General features: G+C 70.2%; 14 protein-coding genes. All 14 read left to right on the top strand.

The annotated features are described in order from the left end of the window. Positions 1-230 precede the first annotated feature (230 nt). The 14 genes from P1P70_RS25465 (at position 231) to P1P70_RS25400 (ending at position 16,493) form a co-directional block, all read left to right on the top strand. Entirely contained in the window at positions 231-2,012 is a 1,782-nt protein-coding gene (locus P1P70_RS25465; protein ID WP_319241598.1) for a penicillin-binding protein 2, read from the top strand. 62 nt (positions 2,013-2,074) lie between these two features. Beyond that, a complete protein-coding gene (locus tag P1P70_RS25460; protein ID WP_319241596.1) occupies positions 2,075-3,748 on the top strand; it encodes a UDP-N-acetylmuramoyl-L-alanyl-D-glutamate--2,6-diaminopimelate ligase in 1,674 nt (557 codons plus the stop codon). A 4-nt stretch (positions 3,749-3,752) separates the two neighbouring features. Then, on the top strand, positions 3,753-5,168 hold the full coding sequence (locus tag P1P70_RS25455; protein ID WP_319241595.1) for a UDP-N-acetylmuramoyl-tripeptide--D-alanyl-D-alanine ligase: 1,416 nt from the start codon (positions 3,753-3,755) through the stop codon (positions 5,166-5,168). Next, entirely contained in the window at positions 5,165-6,238 is a 1,074-nt protein-coding gene (gene mraY / locus P1P70_RS25450; RefSeq protein WP_319241593.1) for a phospho-N-acetylmuramoyl-pentapeptide-transferase, read from the top strand. The genes P1P70_RS25455 and mraY overlap by 4 nt, the downstream gene beginning before the upstream one ends. Next, complete coding sequence (gene murD, locus P1P70_RS25445) at positions 6,220-7,656, top strand: UDP-N-acetylmuramoyl-L-alanine--D-glutamate ligase (RefSeq protein WP_319241591.1); 1,437 nt, start codon at positions 6,220-6,222, stop codon at positions 7,654-7,656. Before mraY ends, murD begins: the two co-directional genes overlap by 19 nt. A gap of 88 nt (positions 7,657-7,744) precedes the next feature. Beyond that, positions 7,745-9,094: a putative lipid II flippase FtsW gene (gene ftsW, locus P1P70_RS25440; RefSeq protein WP_319241590.1), complete on the top strand. Its 1,350-nt coding sequence runs from the start codon at positions 7,745-7,747 to the stop codon at positions 9,092-9,094. Between the two features lie 6 nt (positions 9,095-9,100). Then, a complete protein-coding gene (gene murG / locus P1P70_RS25435; protein WP_319241588.1) occupies positions 9,101-10,198 on the top strand; it encodes an undecaprenyldiphospho-muramoylpentapeptide beta-N-acetylglucosaminyltransferase in 1,098 nt (365 codons plus the stop codon). 66 nt (positions 10,199-10,264) lie between these two features. Next, positions 10,265-11,065 (top strand): cell division protein FtsQ/DivIB, encoded by an 801-nt coding sequence (locus P1P70_RS25430; protein WP_319241587.1) that lies wholly within the window; start codon positions 10,265-10,267, stop codon positions 11,063-11,065. A gap of 279 nt (positions 11,066-11,344) precedes the next feature. After that, on the top strand, positions 11,345-12,538 hold the full coding sequence (ftsZ, locus tag P1P70_RS25425; protein ID WP_086804504.1) for a cell division protein FtsZ: 1,194 nt from the start codon (positions 11,345-11,347) through the stop codon (positions 12,536-12,538). After that, positions 12,535-13,335: a peptidoglycan editing factor PgeF gene (pgeF, locus tag P1P70_RS25420; RefSeq protein WP_319241584.1), complete on the top strand. Its 801-nt coding sequence runs from the start codon at positions 12,535-12,537 to the stop codon at positions 13,333-13,335. The genes ftsZ and pgeF overlap by 4 nt, the downstream gene beginning before the upstream one ends. Before the next feature lie 5 nt (positions 13,336-13,340). Then, a complete protein-coding gene (locus P1P70_RS25415) occupies positions 13,341-14,060 on the top strand; it encodes a YggS family pyridoxal phosphate-dependent enzyme (protein ID WP_319241583.1) in 720 nt (239 codons plus the stop codon). Positions 14,061-14,189: 129 nt separating this feature from the next. Beyond that, positions 14,190-14,831 (top strand): cell division protein SepF, encoded by a 642-nt coding sequence (locus tag P1P70_RS25410; RefSeq protein ID WP_319241581.1) that lies wholly within the window; start codon positions 14,190-14,192, stop codon positions 14,829-14,831. Between the two features lie 59 nt (positions 14,832-14,890). Further along, positions 14,891-15,187, top strand: a complete 297-nt coding sequence (locus P1P70_RS25405) for a YggT family protein (RefSeq protein WP_033528111.1) — start codon at positions 14,891-14,893, stop codon at positions 15,185-15,187. A gap of 46 nt (positions 15,188-15,233) precedes the next feature. Then, positions 15,234-16,493 carry a DivIVA domain-containing protein gene (locus P1P70_RS25400; RefSeq protein ID WP_319241580.1) on the top strand — a complete coding sequence of 420 codons (1,260 nt, stop codon included), beginning with the start codon at positions 15,234-15,236 and terminating at the stop codon, positions 16,491-16,493. The last annotated feature ends 296 nt before the right edge of the window (positions 16,494-16,789 follow it).

Raw genomic sequence — 16,789 nt, 5'->3', positions numbered from 1 at the left:
GTACAGCCCACCCAGCTCCCGACGACCCCCGGCAGGTGACGGAAGTGGCCGACTCAGGCAGGCAGCCCCCGCGCCGCCGCGTACCCGGACCAGCCCGGCCCGTACGACCGGGCGGCCAGCAGCGCCGACCGGGCCCCGGCGCCCGTCCCGCCGCACAGCGTCGCCCGGCCGCGCCCTGGCGGCCGCCAGGGCGCACGATCCGGCTGGGCAGCCCCCGCCCCAGGCTGCGCATGGTGAGCCTCGCGCTGACCCTGGTGCTGATCGCCTTCGTCGTGCGGCTGCTCCAGGTGCAGGCCGTCGACGCGAGCGAGTACGCCGCCAAGGCCGACCAGAACCGTTACGTCGGCCGGGTGCTGGCCGCCGAGCGCGGCGGGATCACCGACCGCAACGGCGTCGCCCTGGCGATCAGCACCGACGCCAACGACATCACCGCCGACCCGACGATGTTCACGCGCGAGCAGCTGAAGATCGACGACGGGCCCGAGCAGGCGGCCGCGCTCCTCGCACCGATCCTCGGCGCGGACCAGGAGACGCTCACCGAGAAGCTCCGCACCAAGAACACGCGCTACGTGCTGCTCGCCCGCCGCCAGACCCCCCAGGTCTGGAACCAGATCAGCGACCTGAAGACCGCGCTCGTCAAGCGGGCCGCGAACGAGAAGGACACGGTCAACGTCCTGGCCGGCGTCTTCCAGGAGCCCAGCAGCAAACGCGTGTACCCCAACGGCGACCTCGCCGCCGGGATACTGGGCTGGGTCAACGCCGAGGGCAAGGGCGGCGGCGGCATCGAGCAGCAGTGGAACAGCCGCCTCGCGGGCAAGGACGGCAAGATCCGCTACGCCCAGTCGGGCGGCCGTCTCGTGCCCACCGCGGGCTCCACCGAGACCCCCGCCGTGGCCGGCTCCGACGTCGAGCTGACCATCGACCGCGACATCCAGTGGGCCGCGCAGAACGCCATCACCGAGCAGGTGAAGAAGTCCAAGGCGGACCGCGGTTACGTGATGGTGCAGGACACCCGCACCGGCGAGATCCTAGCCATGGCCAACTCGCCCGGCTTCGACCCCAACGACCTCACCCGGGCGAACCCGGACGCGCTCGGCAACGCGGCCCTCCAGGACGCCTACGAACCCGGCTCCACCGCCAAGGTCATGTCGATGGCCGCCGTACTGGAGGAGAACGTCGCCACCCCGGAGACACACGTCACCGTGCCCAACCGGCTGCACCGGGGCGACCGCCTCTTCAAGGACGACATCGACCACCGGACCTGGTACCTGACGCTCAACGGCGTCCTCGCCAAGTCCAGCAACATCGGCACGATCCTCGCCACCGGCGAACTCGGCCGCAACCAGCAGGAGTCCAACAAGATCCTCTACAACTACCTGCGCAAGTTCGGCCTCGGCGACCACACCGGCCTCGGCTTCCCCGGCGAGACCAAGGGCATCCTCGCCGCCCCCGGCGACTGGTCGACCTCGCAGCAGTACACGATCCCTTTCGGCCAGGGCGTGTCGATGAACGCCATGCAGGCGACCTCCGTCTACTCGACGATCGCCAACGGCGGCGTACGCGTCGAACCGACCCTCGTACGAGGCACCAAGGGACCCGACGGCCGCTTCACCCCCGCCTCGAAGCCCGGCAGGACCCGGGTCGTGAGCGAGAAGACGGCGAAGACCCTCGCCCGGATGCTGGAGTCCGTCGTGGACGACGAGGAGGGCACGGGTACCAAGGCGCGCATCCCCGGGTACCGGGTCGCGGGCAAGACGGGTACGGCCAACCGTGTGGATCCGGCCACCGGCAGATACCGGGGGTACACCTCGTCGTTCGCCGGGTTCGCACCTGCCGACAAGCCCCGGATCACCGTCTACTGCGCGATCCAGAACGCCACCCAGGGCAACTACTTCGGCGGCCAGATCTGCGGCCCCATCTACAAGGAGGTCATGGAGTTCGCCCTGAAGACCCTCCAGGTGCCGCCCACCGGGGCGAAGCCCGCGAACCTGCCCGTCACCTTCGCACCCTGACCCGCCACCTGCCCCCACCCCGATCCGCCCGCTGATCAGCGCAACCAGCCAGGAACCGACTCGTGACCATGATCACTCCCGACCCCGGGAACCAGGCCTCCGAGCCCCGCTCGCACAAACCCTCGCTTCGCTCCCGCGGGGGTGCGCCCGGTACGCTCACCGCCGTGCCACACGCTGATCAGTCCCAAACCACCCAGAAGGACGTTCCCGTGACATATCCGGGACCGCCCAGGCCGGCCCACGTCTCCGCCACACCCCTCGCGGAACTCGCCGGTCAGCTGGGTGCCGAGCAGCCGCCGAGCGCGGACACCGTCCAGGTCGCGGGTATCACCCACGACTCGCGCGCCGTCCGCCCCGGCGACCTGTACGCCGCCCTGCCCGGTGCCCGTCTGCACGGAGCCGACTTCGTGGACCAGGCGGTCGGCCTCGGTGCCGTCGCAGTCCTCACCGACCCCGGCGGCGCCGAGCGCGCCGCCGCGGCCGGGCTCCCCGCCCTCGTCGTCGACAACCCCCGCGCGCGGATGGGCGAGCTGGCGGCCACCATCTACGGCCGGCCGGGCGGCGACCTGCTCCAGATCGGCATCACCGGAACCTCGGGCAAGACGACCACCGCGTACCTGGTGGAGGGCGGCCTGAAGACCGTCCGCTCCACCGGACTCATCGGCACCGTCGAGATGCGCATCGGCGACGAGCGCATCAAGTCCGAGCGGACCACCCCCGAGGCCACCGACCTCCAGGCCCTGTTCGCCGTCATGCGCGAGCGCGGGGTGGACTCGGTCGTCATGGAGGTCTCCAGCCACGCTCTGGTCCTCGGCCGGGTCGACGGCTGCGTCTTCGACGTCGCCGTCTTCAACAACCTCAGCCCGGAGCACATGGAGTTCCACTCCGGCATGGAGGACTACTTCCAGGCCAAGGCACAGCTCTTCACACCGGAGCGCAGCAGGCTCGGCGTCGTCAACCTCGACGACGAATACGGCCGCCGGCTCGCGGGCGAGGCCACGGTCCCGGTCGTCACCTTCTCCGCCGAGGGGCACCCCGACGCCGACTGGCGGGCCGAGGACGTCCGGGTCGGGCCGATGGACTCGACGTTCACCGTGGTCGGGCCCAAGGGCGAGCGGATCGCCGCCAGGGCGCCGCTGCCGGGCAGCTTCAACGTCGCCAACACCCTGGCGGCCGTCGCCGCGCTGGCCGTCGCCGGGATCGACCCGCAGACCGCCGCCGACGGCATCGCGGCCGTACCGGGCGTACCGGGCCGGCTGGAGCGGGTCGACGCCGGGCAGCCGTACCTCGCGGTCGTCGACTACGCCCACAAGACGGACGCCGTCGAGTCGGTCCTCAAGGCGCTGCGCAAGGTCACCGAGGGCAGCCTGCACGTCGTGCTCGGCTGCGGCGGCGACCGGGACACCACGAAGCGCGGACCGATGGGCGCCGCCATGGCCCGGCTCTCCGACACCGCCGTACTGACCTCCGACAACCCCCGCTCCGAGGACCCCCTCGCGATCCTCGCGACCATGCTCGAAGGCGCGGCGTCCGTGCCGGCGCACGAGCGCGGCGAGGTCCTCCTCTTCGAGGACCGGGCCGCCGCGATCGCCGCGGCGGTGGCGCGCGCACAGCCGGGCGACACCGTGCTGGTCGCGGGCAAGGGCCACGAGCAGGGCCAGGACATCGCCGGCGTGCTCCGTCCCTTCGACGACCGCCAGGTGCTCCGCGAAGCTATCCAGCAGACCCAGGGATGAACTTGTGATCGCCCTCTCTCTCGCCGAGATCGCAGAAGTCGTCGGCGGGCAGACGCACGACATACCGGATCCGTCGGCGCCGGTCACCGGACCGGTCGTCCGGGACTCCCGTGAGGTGGAGCCCGGCAGCCTCTTCGTCGCCTTCGCGGGCGAGCGTGTGGACGGACACGACTTCGCGGCCGCGGTCGTCGAGGCGGGCGCGGCAGCGGTGCTGGCGTCCCGCCCCGTCGGCGTGCCCGCGATCGTGGTGCCCGACGTCCAGGCGGCGCTCGGCGCCCTCGCCCGGCACGTCGTGCGGAAGCTCGGCACGACCCTCGTCGCCCTCACCGGCTCCGCGGGCAAGACCAGCACCAAGGACCTGATCGCCCAGGTGCTCCGGCGCAAGGCGCCGACGGTGTTCACGCCCGGCTCCCTCAACAACGAGATCGGGCTGCCCCTCACCGCCCTCAGCGCCACCGAGGAGACGCGTTTCCTCGTCCTGGAGATGGGCGCCCGGGGCATCGGCCACATCAAGTACCTCACGGAGCTGACGCCGCCGCGGATCGGCCTCGTGCTCAACGTCGGCACCGCCCACATCGGCGAGTTCGGAGGCCGCGAACAGATCGCCCGGGCCAAGGGCGAGCTGGTGGAGGCCCTGCCCTCCGCCGAGGACGGCGGTGCCGCGATCCTCAACGCCGACGACCCCCTCGTCCGCGCCATGGCCTCCCGCACGAAGGCCCGGGTGATCCTCTTCGGCGAGTCCGACGAAGCGGACGTACGCGCCGAGAACGTGACGCTCACCGAGGCCGGACAGCCCGCCTTCAGACTTCACACACCCTCCGGTGCAAGCGATGTGACCATGCGCCTGTACGGTGAGCACCACGTGTCGAACGCGCTCGCCGCGGCCGCCGTCGCCCATGAGCTGGGCATGTCCGCAAGTGAGATCGCCACCGCGCTCTCCGAGGCGGGCTCCCTCTCCCGCTGGCGCATGGAGGTCACCGAGCGCCCGGACGGCGTGACGGTCGTCAACGACGCCTACAACGCGAACCCCGAGTCCATGCGGGCCGCTCTGCGCGCGCTCGCGGCCATGGGCAAGGGGCGGCGGACCTGGGCGGTGCTCGGCAAGATGGCCGAGCTCGGGGACGAATCGCTCGCCGAGCACGACGCGGTCGGACGGCTCGCCGTCCGGCTCAATGTCGGCAAGCTCGTCGCCGTCGGGGGCAGGGAGGCCTCCTGGCTGCAACTGGGCGCATACAACGAGGGTTCGTGGGGTGAGGAGTCGGTGCACGTGTCCGACGCACAGGCGGCGGTCGACCTGTTGCGCAGTCAGTTGCGCCCGGGAGACGTCGTACTCGTGAAGGCGTCCCGGTCGGTCGGGCTCGAGAGTGTGGCGCAGGCGCTGCTCGACGGCGGCAACGAGGGTGAGGTTGCCGCGCGATGATGAATCAGATCCTGTTCGCAGGAGTCATCGGTCTCTTCCTGACCCTGATCGGCACCCCGCTGCTGATCAAACTGCTGGCCCGCAAGGGCTACGGCCAGTACATCCGTGACGACGGCCCGCGCGAGCACGCCAGCAAGCGCGGCACGCCGACCATGGGTGGTATCGCCTTCATCCTGGCGACGATCGTCGCGTACTTCCTCGCCAAGGTGATCTCGGGCCAGCCGCCGACCTTCTCCGGTCTGCTGGTGCTCGGCCTGATGGGCGGCATGGGTCTCGTCGGCTTCCTCGACGACTACATCAAGATCGTGAAGCGCCGCTCGCTCGGTCTGCGCGCCAAGGCCAAGATGGCCGGCCAGCTGATCGTCGGTATCGCCTTCGCGGTCCTCGCGCTGCAGTTCCCGGACGCGCGCGACCAGACGCCGGCCTCCACCAAGATCTCCTTCGTCCAGGACTTCGGCTGGACCATCGGCCCCGTGCTGTTCGTCATCTGGGCCCTGTTCATGATCCTCGCCATGTCGAACGGCGTGAACCTGACCGACGGTCTGGACGGCCTCGCCACCGGTGCCTCCGTGCTCGTCTTCGGCGCGTACACCTTCATCGGCGTCTGGCAGTTCCAGGAGTCCTGCGCCAACACGCGGACCCTGACCAACCCGGAAGCCTGTTACGAGGTACGAGATCCGCTCGACCTGGCGATCGTCGCCTCCGCGCTGATGGGCGCCTGCCTAGGCTTCCTGTGGTGGAACACCTCGCCGGCCAAGATCTTCATGGGCGACACCGGTTCGCTGGCCCTCGGCGGCGCGCTCGCCGGCCTCGCGATCTGCTCCCGCACCGAGCTGCTCCTCGCGCTCCTCGGCGGTCTGTTCGTCCTCATCACCATGTCGGTCGTCATCCAGGTCGGCTCCTTCCGCCTCACCGGAAAGCGGGTCTTCCGGATGGCACCGCTCCAGCACCACTTCGAGCTCAAGGGCTGGTCCGAAGTCCTGGTCGTGGTCCGCTTCTGGATCATCCAGGGCATCTGTGTGATCGTCGGACTGGGCCTCTTCTACGCGGGATGGGCAGCGGAAAAGTGACCGACTGGCAGGGCAAGCACGTCACCGTCGCCGGGCTGGGCGTCTCCGGCATCCCGGCGGCCAAGGTCCTCCACGGCCTCGGCGCGGTCGTCACGGTCGTCAACGACGGCGACGACGAACGCGCCCGCGCGCAGGCCGCCGACCTGGAGGCGCTCGGCATCACCGTACGCCTCGGCGACGGCACGACCCTGCCGGAGGGCACCGACCTCGTCGTCACCGCCCCGGGCTGGAAGCCGGACAAGCCGCTGTTCACGGCGGCCCGCGCGGCCGGTCTGGAGATCTGGGGCGATGTCGAACTCGCCTGGCGGCTGCGCGGCCCCGACGCGGCCCCCTGGCTGGCCGTCACGGGCACCAACGGCAAGACCACGACCGTCCAGATGCTCGCCTCGATCCTGACGGCGGCGGGCCTGCGCACGGCCGCCGTAGGCAACATCGGGGTCTCGCTCCTGGACGCCGTCCTCGGCGACGAGCCCTACGACGTCCTGGCCGTCGAGCTGTCCAGCTACCAGCTCCACTGGGCGCCCTCCCTGCGCGCCCACTCCGCCGCCGTCCTCAACCTCGCCCCCGACCACCTCGACTGGCACGGCTCCATGGAGGCGTACGCCGCCGACAAGGGCCGTATCTACGAGGGCAACCGGGTCGCCTGCGTCTACAACGTCGATGCCACCGACAAACCGTCCACCGAGGACCTGGTGCGCGAGGCCGACGTCGAGGAGGGCTGCCGGGCGGTCGGCTTCACGCTCGGCACGCCCGGCCCGTCCCAACTCGGCGTGGTGGACGGCATCCTGGTCGACCGCGCCTTCGTCGAGAACCGGCAGAAGAACGCCCAGGAACTCGCCGAGGTCTCGGACGTGAACCCGCCGGCCCCGCACAACATCGCCAACGCCCTCGCGGCGGCCGCCCTCGCCCGCGCCTACGGGGTGCCCGCAGCGGCCGTACGCGACGGTCTGCGGGCCTTCACCCCGGACGCCCACCGCATCGCGCACGTCGCCGACGTGGACGGCGTGGCGTACATCGACGATTCCAAGGCCACCAACACACATGCGGCGCAGGCATCGTTGGCGGCGTACGAGTCGATCGTGTGGATCGCCGGCGGACTCGCCAAGGGCGCCACCTTCGACGAGCTCGTCGAAGGTGCGGCCGGGCGGCTGCGGGGGGTCGTGCTGATCGGCGCGGATCGCGCGCTGATCCGGGAAGCGCTCGCGCGACACGCGCCCGAAGTGCCGGTCGTCGACCTCGACCGGACCGACACTGGGGCGATGCTCGCCGCCGTCCGCGAGGCGCGGACGCTGGCACGGACGGGCGACACGGTGCTCCTGGCGCCGGCCTGTGCGTCGATGGACATGTTCGTCAACTACAACAGGCGTGGGGACGCGTTCGCGGAGGCTGTGCGCGAACTCGCCTCCACGGACGGCTGACCCGGCCCGGCTTCGCCTGGCGGCGCCGGGTGAGACTGGGAGGGACGCGTGACACGGAACTGGTCGGTCGGCGGCGAGGGCGCCCCCGATGCCGAGTAGCCGTACGAGCCGTGCGCCCCTCCAGCGCGTCACCCGGCGGCCCCCCGTCCCCCGGCCGCCGCGCGAGAACCCCCTGCGGCGGCTGCACACACGGGCGCGCAAGGCCTGGGACCGGCCGCTGACCGCGTACTACCTGATCCTCGGGGGCAGTCTGCTGATCACCGTGCTCGGGCTGGTGATGGTCTACTCGGCCTCGCAGATCACCGCCCTGCAGAAGTCGCTGCCCGGGACCTTCTTCTTCCGCAAGCAGTTCCTCGCGGCCACGATCGGCACCGTGCTACTGCTCGTGGCCTCGCGCATGCCGGTGAAGCTGCACCGGGCGCTGGCGTATCCGATCCTGGCCGGCTGTGTGTTCCTGATGGCCCTGGTTCAGGTGCCCGGGATAGGGCAGTCGATCAACGGCAACCAGAACTGGATCGCCGTCGGCGGCTCCTTCCAGATCCAGCCCAGCGAGTTCGGCAAGCTGGCGCTCGTCCTGTGGGGCGCCGACCTGCTGGCCCGCAAGGAGGACAAGCGGCTGCTGACACAGTGGAAGCACATGCTGGTGCCGCTCGTTCCGGTGGCGTTCATGCTGCTCGGACTGATCATGCTCGGCGGTGACATGGGCACCGCGATCATTCTCACGGCGATCCTGTTCGGCCTGCTGTGGCTGGCCGGGGCGCCCACGCGGATGTTCGCGGGCGTGCTGTCCGTCGCCGGGCTCCTCGGGTTCGTCCTGATCACGACCAGCGAAAACCGGATGGCCCGCCTGGCCTGCATCGGAGCCACCGAACCCCGGACGGACGGCGCCGACTGCTGGCAGGCCGTGCACGGGATCTACGCCCTGGCCTCGGGCGGAATCTTCGGCTCCGGGCTCGGTGCCAGTGTGGAAAAATGGGGCCAACTCCCGGAAGCGCACACCGACTTCATCTTCGCCGTCACCGGTGAGGAACTGGGCCTCGCGGGGACGCTGTCGGTGCTCACCCTCTTCGCGGCTCTAGGCTATGCGGGTATCCGCGTGGCCGGACGCACGGAGGACCCCTTCGTCAGGTATGCCGCGGGAGGCGTGACCACCTGGATCACCGCTCAGGCGGTGATCAACATCGGTGCGGTGCTCGGTCTGCTGCCGATCGCCGGAGTCCCGCTCCCGTTGTTCTCCTACGGGGGATCCGCCCTGCTGCCGACCATGTTCGCCATCGGGTTGCTGATCGCGTTCGCGCGCGACGAGCCCGCTGCGCGGGCGGCGCTTGCGATGCGGCAACCTCGCTTTGGTAGAAAACGGGGCGGCGGTCCTTCGGGGCCCGGGAGATGGAACACGATGCGACGGCGTGCCTCGGCACGTTCGTCCGGAGAGCGGTGAATTTCGGTGCATGTCGTACTCGCCGGTGGCGGAACCGCCGGTCACATCGAGCCCGCGCTCGCCCTCGCGGACGCCCTGCGCAGGCAGGACCCGACCGTGGGCATCACGGCCCTGGGCACAGAGCGCGGCCTCGAGACACGCCTCGTCCCCGAGCGCGGCTACGAACTCGCGCTGATCCCCGCCGTACCCCTGCCGCGCAAGCCCACCCCCGAGCTGATCACCGTGCCCGGCCGGCTGCGCGGCACGATCAAGGCGACCGAGCAGATCCTTGAGCGCACCAAGGCGGACGCGGTCGTCGGCTTCGGCGGCTACGTCGCCCTCCCCGGCTACCTGGCCGCCAAGCGCCTCGGCGTGCCGATCATCGTCCACGAGGCCAACGCCCGCCCTGGCCTCGCCAACAAGATCGGCTCCCGGTACGCCGCCCAGGTCGCCGTCTCGACCCCGGACAGCAAGCTCCGCGACGCCCGCTACATCGGCATCCCGCTGCGCCGCTCCATCGCCACCCTCGACCGGGCCGCCATGCGCCCCGAGGCGCGCGCGCTGTTCGGTCTCGACCCCAACCTGCCGACGCTGCTGGTCTCCGGCGGCTCCCAGGGCGCGCGCCGGCTCAACGAGGTCGTCCAGCAGGTCGCGCCCTACCTCCAGCAGGCCGGGATCCAGATCCTGCACGCGGTCGGCCCGAAGAACGAACTGCCGCAGGTGCACCAGATGCCGGGAATGCCGCCCTACATCCCGGTACCGTACGTGGACCGGATGGACCTCGCGTACGCCGCGGCCGACATGATGCTCTGCCGCGCGGGCGCGATGACCGTCGCCGAACTCTCCGCCGTCGGGCTCCCGGCCGCCTACGTCCCGCTGCCCATCGGCAACGGCGAACAGCGGCTGAACGCCCAGCCGGTGGTCAAGGCCGGCGGCGGACTGCTGGTCGACGACGCGGAACTGACGCCGCAGTGGGTGCAGCAGAACGTGCTGCCCGTCCTCGCCGACCCGCACCGGCTGTACGAGATGTCCCGCGCCGCCAGCGAGTTCGGCCGCCGGGACGCCGACGACCTGCTCGTCGGGATGGTGTACGAGGCGATCGCGTCGCGCCGCGGACACCGCTAGAGAACGGATCGGCTCGACACCGGCTGAGGCGCCCCGGAGGTGCACCGAGCCAGGAGAGGAGTGCGCGTGGCCGGACCGACCAGCACCGCCGAGCGCGGCGCGGACGAGGATCTGGACTCCGGCCCGCCGCCCCGACGGCAGCTCCCCGGCCCCAGGGCGCTGATCGCCGCAGCGATCGCCCTGGCCTTGATCGGGGGCGCCTCGGTCTGGACCCTGTACGGCTCCTCATGGCTGCGGGCGGAGCAGGTCTCCGTGTCGGGCACCCGGGTGCTGACCGAGACCCAGGTGCGCGAGGCGGCCGCCGTGCCGCTCGGCGATCCGATGGTCTCCGTCGACCTCGACGCGATCGAGTCGCGGCTGCTCAGGAAATTGCCCCGAATCGACTCGGTCGAGGTGGCCCGCTCCTGGCCCCATGACATCGGGCTGAAAGTGAGCGAACGTACTCCGGTTCTGATTGTCGAAGCGGCCGGAAATTCGGGCAACTACGTCGAAGTGGACGCGAAAGGGGTGCGTTATGCCACGGTTTCACGCGCCCCTGAAGGTGTTCCCGTCCTGGAATTGGCGGCGTCCCGGTCGGGTTCGTCGTCCGCCAGTGTGCGGCGCTTCGGTGAGGACCGGCTCGTACGGGAGGCCGTGCGGGTCGCCGACGCGATTCCGGCCGCGATCGCGCACGAGACCCTGGTCGTCAAGGTCCGCTCCTACGACGCCATCTCGCTGGAGTTGAGCGGAGACCGTACGGTCGCGTGGGGGAGCGCGGAGAGGGGGCGTGCGAAGGGCCGCGCGCTCACCGCTCTGTTGAAAGCGGCCCCCGGCGCGGCGCACTTCGACGTGAGTGTCCCCACCGCGCCCGCGTCATCAGGGAGTTGACGCACATCTGCGCAGGCCAGCACCCTGGTTGGGCACCGCTACGGCTGATCACATAGGGTGAAAAGAAAAACGGGAGGTTCGGCGTGTTCGTTGAACGGGCGCCACTTGTCGACTTAGTGTCCTGTTCGGAAGAGTCCAAGGAACAGTCACACTGGTAACCCTAAACTTCAGCGTTAGGGTTCGGGTCGGCGTTCGGACCGTCCCACTTCGGCATCAGTCGTCGGCTCGCGGGTACCCCGCGAAGCGGCGACACGTAACTCGAGGCGAGAGGCCTTCGACGTGGCAGCACCGCAGAACTACCTCGCAGTCATCAAAGTCATCGGTGTCGGCGGCGGTGGTGTCAATGCCATCAACCGGATGATCGAGGTCGGTCTCAAGGGCGTCGAGTTCATCGCCATCAACACCGACGCGCAAGCTCTGTTGATGAGCGACGCCGACGTCAAGCTCGACGTCGGCCGGGAACTCACCCGCGGACTCGGCGCCGGCGCCAACCCGGCCGTCGGCCGGAAGGCCGCCGAGGACCACCGCGAGGAGATCGAGGAGGTCCTCAAGGGGGCCGACATGGTCTTCGTGACGGCCGGCGAGGGCGGCGGCACCGGCACCGGCGGCGCGCCCGTCGTGGCCAACATCGCCCGCTCCCTCGGCGCGCTCACCATCGGCGTGGTCACCCGCCCCTTCACCTTCGAGGGCCGCCGCCGCGCCAACCAGGCCGAGGACGGCATCGCCGAGCTGCGCGAAGAGGTCGACACCCTCATCGTCATCCCGAACGACCGGCTGCTCTCCATCTCGGACCGCCAGGTCTCGGTGCTGGACGCGTTCAAGTCGGCCGACCAGGTCCTGCTCTCCGGTGTCCAGGGCATCACCGACCTGATCACCACCCCCGGTCTGATCAACCTCGACTTCGCCGACGTCAAGTCGGTCATGTCCGAGGCCGGTTCGGCCCTCATGGGCATCGGCTCGGCCCGCGGCGACGACCGCGCGGTGGCCGCCGCCGAGATGGCGATCTCCTCGCCGCTCCTGGAGGCCTCCATCGACGGCGCCCGCGGCGTCCTGCTCTCCATCTCCGGTGGCTCGGACCTCGGCCTCTTCGAGATCAACGAGGCCGCCCAGCTGGTCAGCGAGGCCGCGCACCCCGAGGCCAACATCATCTTCGGCGCGGTCATCGACGACGCCCTCGGCGACGAGGTCCGGGTCACGGTCATCGCGGCCGGCTTCGACGGCGGCCAGCCCCCGGCCAAGCGGGACAACATCCTCGGCTCGGCCGCGGCCAAGCGCGAGGAGCCCGCCCCGGCGCGGCCCGCCGAGAGCCGCCCGTCCTTCGGCTCGCTCGGCAGCGTCAAGCCGAAGGAGGAGCCGGCGGCGCCCGCCCCGGAGCCGGTGAACGAGGTTCCGGTCGCCCCGCCGGTCCCGCCGTCCCGGTCCTACTCGGACAGCGCCGCGGAGGAGCTGGACGTTCCGGACTTCCTCAAGTGATAGGACAGCGCGAGAACGTGAGCGGCGCGCACTTCGCCTTCACCGACAGGTGGGGCGGGGTGAGCGCCGCTCCGTATGCGGAGCTCAATCTCGGGGGTGCGGTCGGGGACGACGTCACCGCCGTGACGACCAACCGGGAGCTGGCGGCCAAGTCGCTGGGCCTGGAGCCCGACCGGGTCGTCTGGATGAACCAGGTGCACGGCGCGGACGTGGCCGTGGTCGACGGACCGTGGGGCGCCGGATCCGACGCCGGCTCCGGCCCTGAGTCCGACCTCGCTTCCCACCCCGACTCCGACTCCTGCTCCGTCTCCGGCGGCATCCCGGCCGTCGACGCGATCGTCACCACGCGGCGCGGTCTCGCGCTCGCCGTCCTCACCGCCGACTGCGTGCCCGTCCTGCTGACCGACCCCGTCGCCGGGGTCGCCGCGGCCGCCCACGCCGGTCGGCCCGGCATGATCGCCGGGGTGGTTCCCGCGGCCGTACACGCCATGACCGAACTCGGCGCCGACCCGTCCCGGATCGTCGCCCGGACCGGACCCGCCGTCTGCGGCCGGTGTTACGAAGTACCGGAGGCGATGCGCGCCGAGGTGGCCACCGTCGAGCCGGCGGCGTACGCCGAGACCAGTTGGGGCACGCCCTCCGTGGATGTGTGCGCCGGAGTGCACGCACAGTTGGAGCGCCTCGGAGTGCGCGACCGGGAGCAGTCGCCCGTGTGCACGCTGGAGTCGAGTGATCACTTCTCGTACCGTCGCGACCGCGCCACAGGGCGACTCGCGGGATATGTCTGGCTGGGCTGAGGGGCATGACCGACCGTAGGGCACAACTCGCCGGAAACCTGGCGAAGGTGGAGGAGCGCATCGCGGCGGCGTGCGTGGCCGCGGGCCGCAAGCGGGACGAGGTGACCCTGATCGTGGTCACCAAGACCTACCCGGCGAGCGATGTGCGGATCCTGTCGGAACTCGGTGTGCGCCACGTCGCCGAGAACAAGGACCAGGACGCGGCCCCCAAGGCGGCCGAATGCTCGGATCTATCCCTTGTGTGGCACTTCGTGGGCCAGTTGCAGACCAACAAGGTCCGTTCTGTGGTGCGTTACGCGGATCTCGTGCAGTCCGTCGATCGTTCCAGGCTTGTCACGACTCTGTCCAAAGAGGCCGTTCGGGCCGGCCGTGAGGTGGGATGTCTCATCCAGGTCGCGCTCGACGCCGACGAGAGCGGCCGCGGGGAGCGAGGAGGTGTCGGTCCGGGCGGAATCGAAGAGTTGGCCGACCTCCTGGCGGAGTCGCCGGGGGTGCGGGTCGATGGTCTGATGACCGTCGCGCCGCTCACCGGGGAGTACGCCGGACGCCAACGGGCCGCGTTCGAGCGGTTGATGGATTTGTCGACCGACCTGCGCCGAGCCCATCCGGCTGCGAACATGGTCTCCGCAGGGATGAGTGCGGACCTCGAGGATGCCGTGGCGGCCGGAGCGACACATGTACGCGTCGGCACTGCGGTACTCGGAGTCCGTCCCGGGCTCGGGTAACGTCGCCAAGAAGTCGGACCACAGCAGAAAATATGGTCATTCCGTCGAGAGGCGGGCGCAACGACCTCGTGGATCGCGGGCACTTGGGAAGTCGTCAGTCGATCCACCACAGAGCGGAGGACTCAGAGCATGGCCGGCGCGATGCGCAAGATGGCGGTCTACCTCGGCCTCGTGGAGGACGATGGGTACGACGGCAGGGGATTCGACCCCGATGACGACTTCGAGCCCGAACTCGACCCGGAGCCGGAGCGGGACCACCGCCGGCACGACCCGGTGCATCAGTCACATCAGTCACACCAGTCCCAGAGGGATGAATCGGTGCGAGTGGTGCAGCCCCCGGTGCAGCGCGAACCGGTGGCGCATGCCACTTCGCTCCCCGCGGAATCGGTGCGACCCGCCCGGATCGCGCCCGTGGCGTCCATCACACAAGAACGTTCGAGTCTGGAGAAGAACGCACCGGTGATCATGCCCAAGGTCGTGTCCGAGCGAGAGCCGTACCGGATCACCACATTGCACCCGCGGACCTACAACGAGGCCCGTACCATCGGGGAACACTTCCGTGAGGGCACCCCGGTGATCATGAATCTGACTGAGATGGACGACACAGATGCGAAGCGACTTGTCGACTTTGCGGCCGGTTTGGTGTTTGGTCTTCACGGCAGCATCGAGCGGGTGACGCAGAAGGTGTTCCTGTTGTCGCCTGCTAACGTCGATGTCACGGCGGAGGACAAGGCCCGCATCGCAGAGGGCGGGTTCTTCAACCAGAGCTGAGACGTACGACCGGAACAGCGGTAGAGCAACACGGAATTGGGGAGAGGGAAACACCGGACATGAGCGTGGTCTTGACGATCCTCTACATCGCGCTGACGGTGTTCTTCATCGTGTTGATCTTCCGGTTGGTCATGGACTACGTCTTCCAGTTCGCCCGCTCATGGCAACCTGGCAAGGCGATGGTGGTCGTTCTGGAGGCCACCTACACTGTCACCGATCCACCGCTCAAGCTTCTGCGGCGGTTCATTCCGCCGCTGCGTCTCGGGGGCGTGGCGCTCGACCTGTCCTTCTTCGTGCTGATGATCATCGTTTTCATCCTGCGTGCGGTGGTAGCCAGCGGGATGGGAGCGGTGTGAGAGATGCGGTCTTGCCGAATGCCGACGACTACGTTGAGGTGAAGAGATGCCGTTGACCCCCGAGGACGTGCGGAACAAGCAGTTCACGACCGTCCGCCTCCGAGAAGGCTATGACGAGGACGAGGTCGATGCCTTCCTCGATGAGGTCGAAGCCGAACTGACGCGCCTGCTCCGCGAGAACGAGGACCTGCGCGCCAAACTGGCCGCGGCCACGCGAGCCGCTGCCCAGAATCAGCAGAACATGCGCAAGCCCCCGGAGCCGCAGGACCAGCAAGGCGGCATGCAGCAGGGTGGCATGCAGCAGCAGGGCGGTATGCAGCAGCAGGGCGGTATGCAGCAACAGGGCGGTATGCAGCAGCAGGGTATGCGAGGTCCCGGTGGACCCGTACCCGCCGGCATATCGGGCCCGCCGCAGCAGATGGGGGGCCCCATGGGTGGCCCGCCCCAGCTGCCGAGCGGTGCTCCGCAGCTGCCCGCCGGCCCTGGTGGCCAGGGGCAGCAGGGTCCCGGCCCGATGGGTCAGGGACCGATGGGCCAGGGCCCCATGGGTCAGGGCCAGATGCAGCCGCAGATGGGCCAGGGCCAGATGGGCCAGGGTCCCATGGGCGGCCAGCCTCCTATGCAGCAGCAGATGGGCGGTCCGATGGGCGGCCCCATGGGTGGTCCGATGGGCGGCCCCGGTCAGGGTCCCGGCGGCGACAGCGCGGCCCGCGTGCTCTCGCTGGCCCAGCAGACCGCCGACCAGGCGATCGCCGAGGCCCGTTCCGAGGCCAACAAGATCGTCGGTGAGGCCCGTAGCCGCGCCGAGGGTCTGGAGCGGGACGCCCGTGCCAAGGCCGACGCCCTGGAGCGGGACGCGCAGGAGAAGCACCGCGTCGCGATGGGCTCCCTGGAGTCCGCCCGCGCCACGCTGGAGCGCAAGGTCGAGGACCTGCGTGGCTTCGAGCGCGAGTACCGCACGCGTCTGAAGTCCTACCTGGAGTCGCAGCTGCGTCAGCTGGAGACCCAGGCGGACGACTCGCTGGCCCCGCCGCGCACTCCGGCGACCGCGTCGCTGCCGCCGTCCCCGGCGCCCTCCATGGCTCCGGCCGGCGCGAGCGCTCCGTCGTACGGCGGCAACCCGGGTGGCATGGGTGGAGGCATGGGCGGTGCCCCGGCTCCGGCCGCGCCCTCGTACGGCGGTCAGCAGCAGATGTCTCCGGCCATGACCCAGCCGATGGCTCCGGTCCGGCCGCAGGGCCCCTCTCCGATGGGGCAGGCTCCCTCGCCGATGCGTGGGTTCCTCATCGACGAGGACGACAACTGACGATTACTGGTACGCCGTAGGCGTCGGCAGCGTTCAGGGCGGGGCCCCGGATTTTTGATCCGGGGCCCCGCCCTTTGTCGTGCGGGTGTGGGCGGATGTTCGACGTGCGCAACGCCGAAGGCCCGGGGCACCGGATTTCTTCGGTGCCCCGGGCCTTCGTGGGTTGCCCTGTGGCGGGTGCCGGGCGGGGGTGGGTCTCGCTCACCGGCGCTTGCCGGGTGCCGTTGCGCCCACCCTCCCCCACTCTCGGCTTCGCTCGAGCGGGAGGTACCCCCATCGCCCCAGCGGCCCGATTG

The organism is Streptomyces sp. MB09-02B (assembly GCF_033794485.1).
Lineage (GTDB): Bacteria > Actinomycetota > Actinomycetes > Streptomycetales > Streptomycetaceae > Streptomyces.
Note: the sequence above shows the minus strand (reverse complement) of the source record. Positions and strands in the feature narration are given on the sequence as shown.

Coding starts and splice junctions, on each gene's coding strand:
- P1P70_RS25405 (WP_033528111.1), top strand. CDS start 14,891: ATGAGCGTGGTCTTGACGATCCTCTACATCGCGCTGACGGTGTTCTTC.
- P1P70_RS25465 (WP_319241598.1), top strand. CDS start 231: ATGGTGAGCCTCGCGCTGACCCTGGTGCTGATCGCCTTCGTCGTGCGG.
- murD (WP_319241591.1), top strand. CDS start 6,220: ATGGGCAGCGGAAAAGTGACCGACTGGCAGGGCAAGCACGTCACCGTC.
- P1P70_RS25400 (WP_319241580.1), top strand. CDS start 15,234: ATGCCGTTGACCCCCGAGGACGTGCGGAACAAGCAGTTCACGACCGTC.
- mraY (WP_319241593.1), top strand. CDS start 5,165: ATGATGAATCAGATCCTGTTCGCAGGAGTCATCGGTCTCTTCCTGACC.
- P1P70_RS25415 (WP_319241583.1), top strand. CDS start 13,341: ATGACCGACCGTAGGGCACAACTCGCCGGAAACCTGGCGAAGGTGGAG.
- P1P70_RS25410 (WP_319241581.1), top strand. CDS start 14,190: ATGGCCGGCGCGATGCGCAAGATGGCGGTCTACCTCGGCCTCGTGGAG.
- ftsW (WP_319241590.1), top strand. CDS start 7,745: ATGCCGAGTAGCCGTACGAGCCGTGCGCCCCTCCAGCGCGTCACCCGG.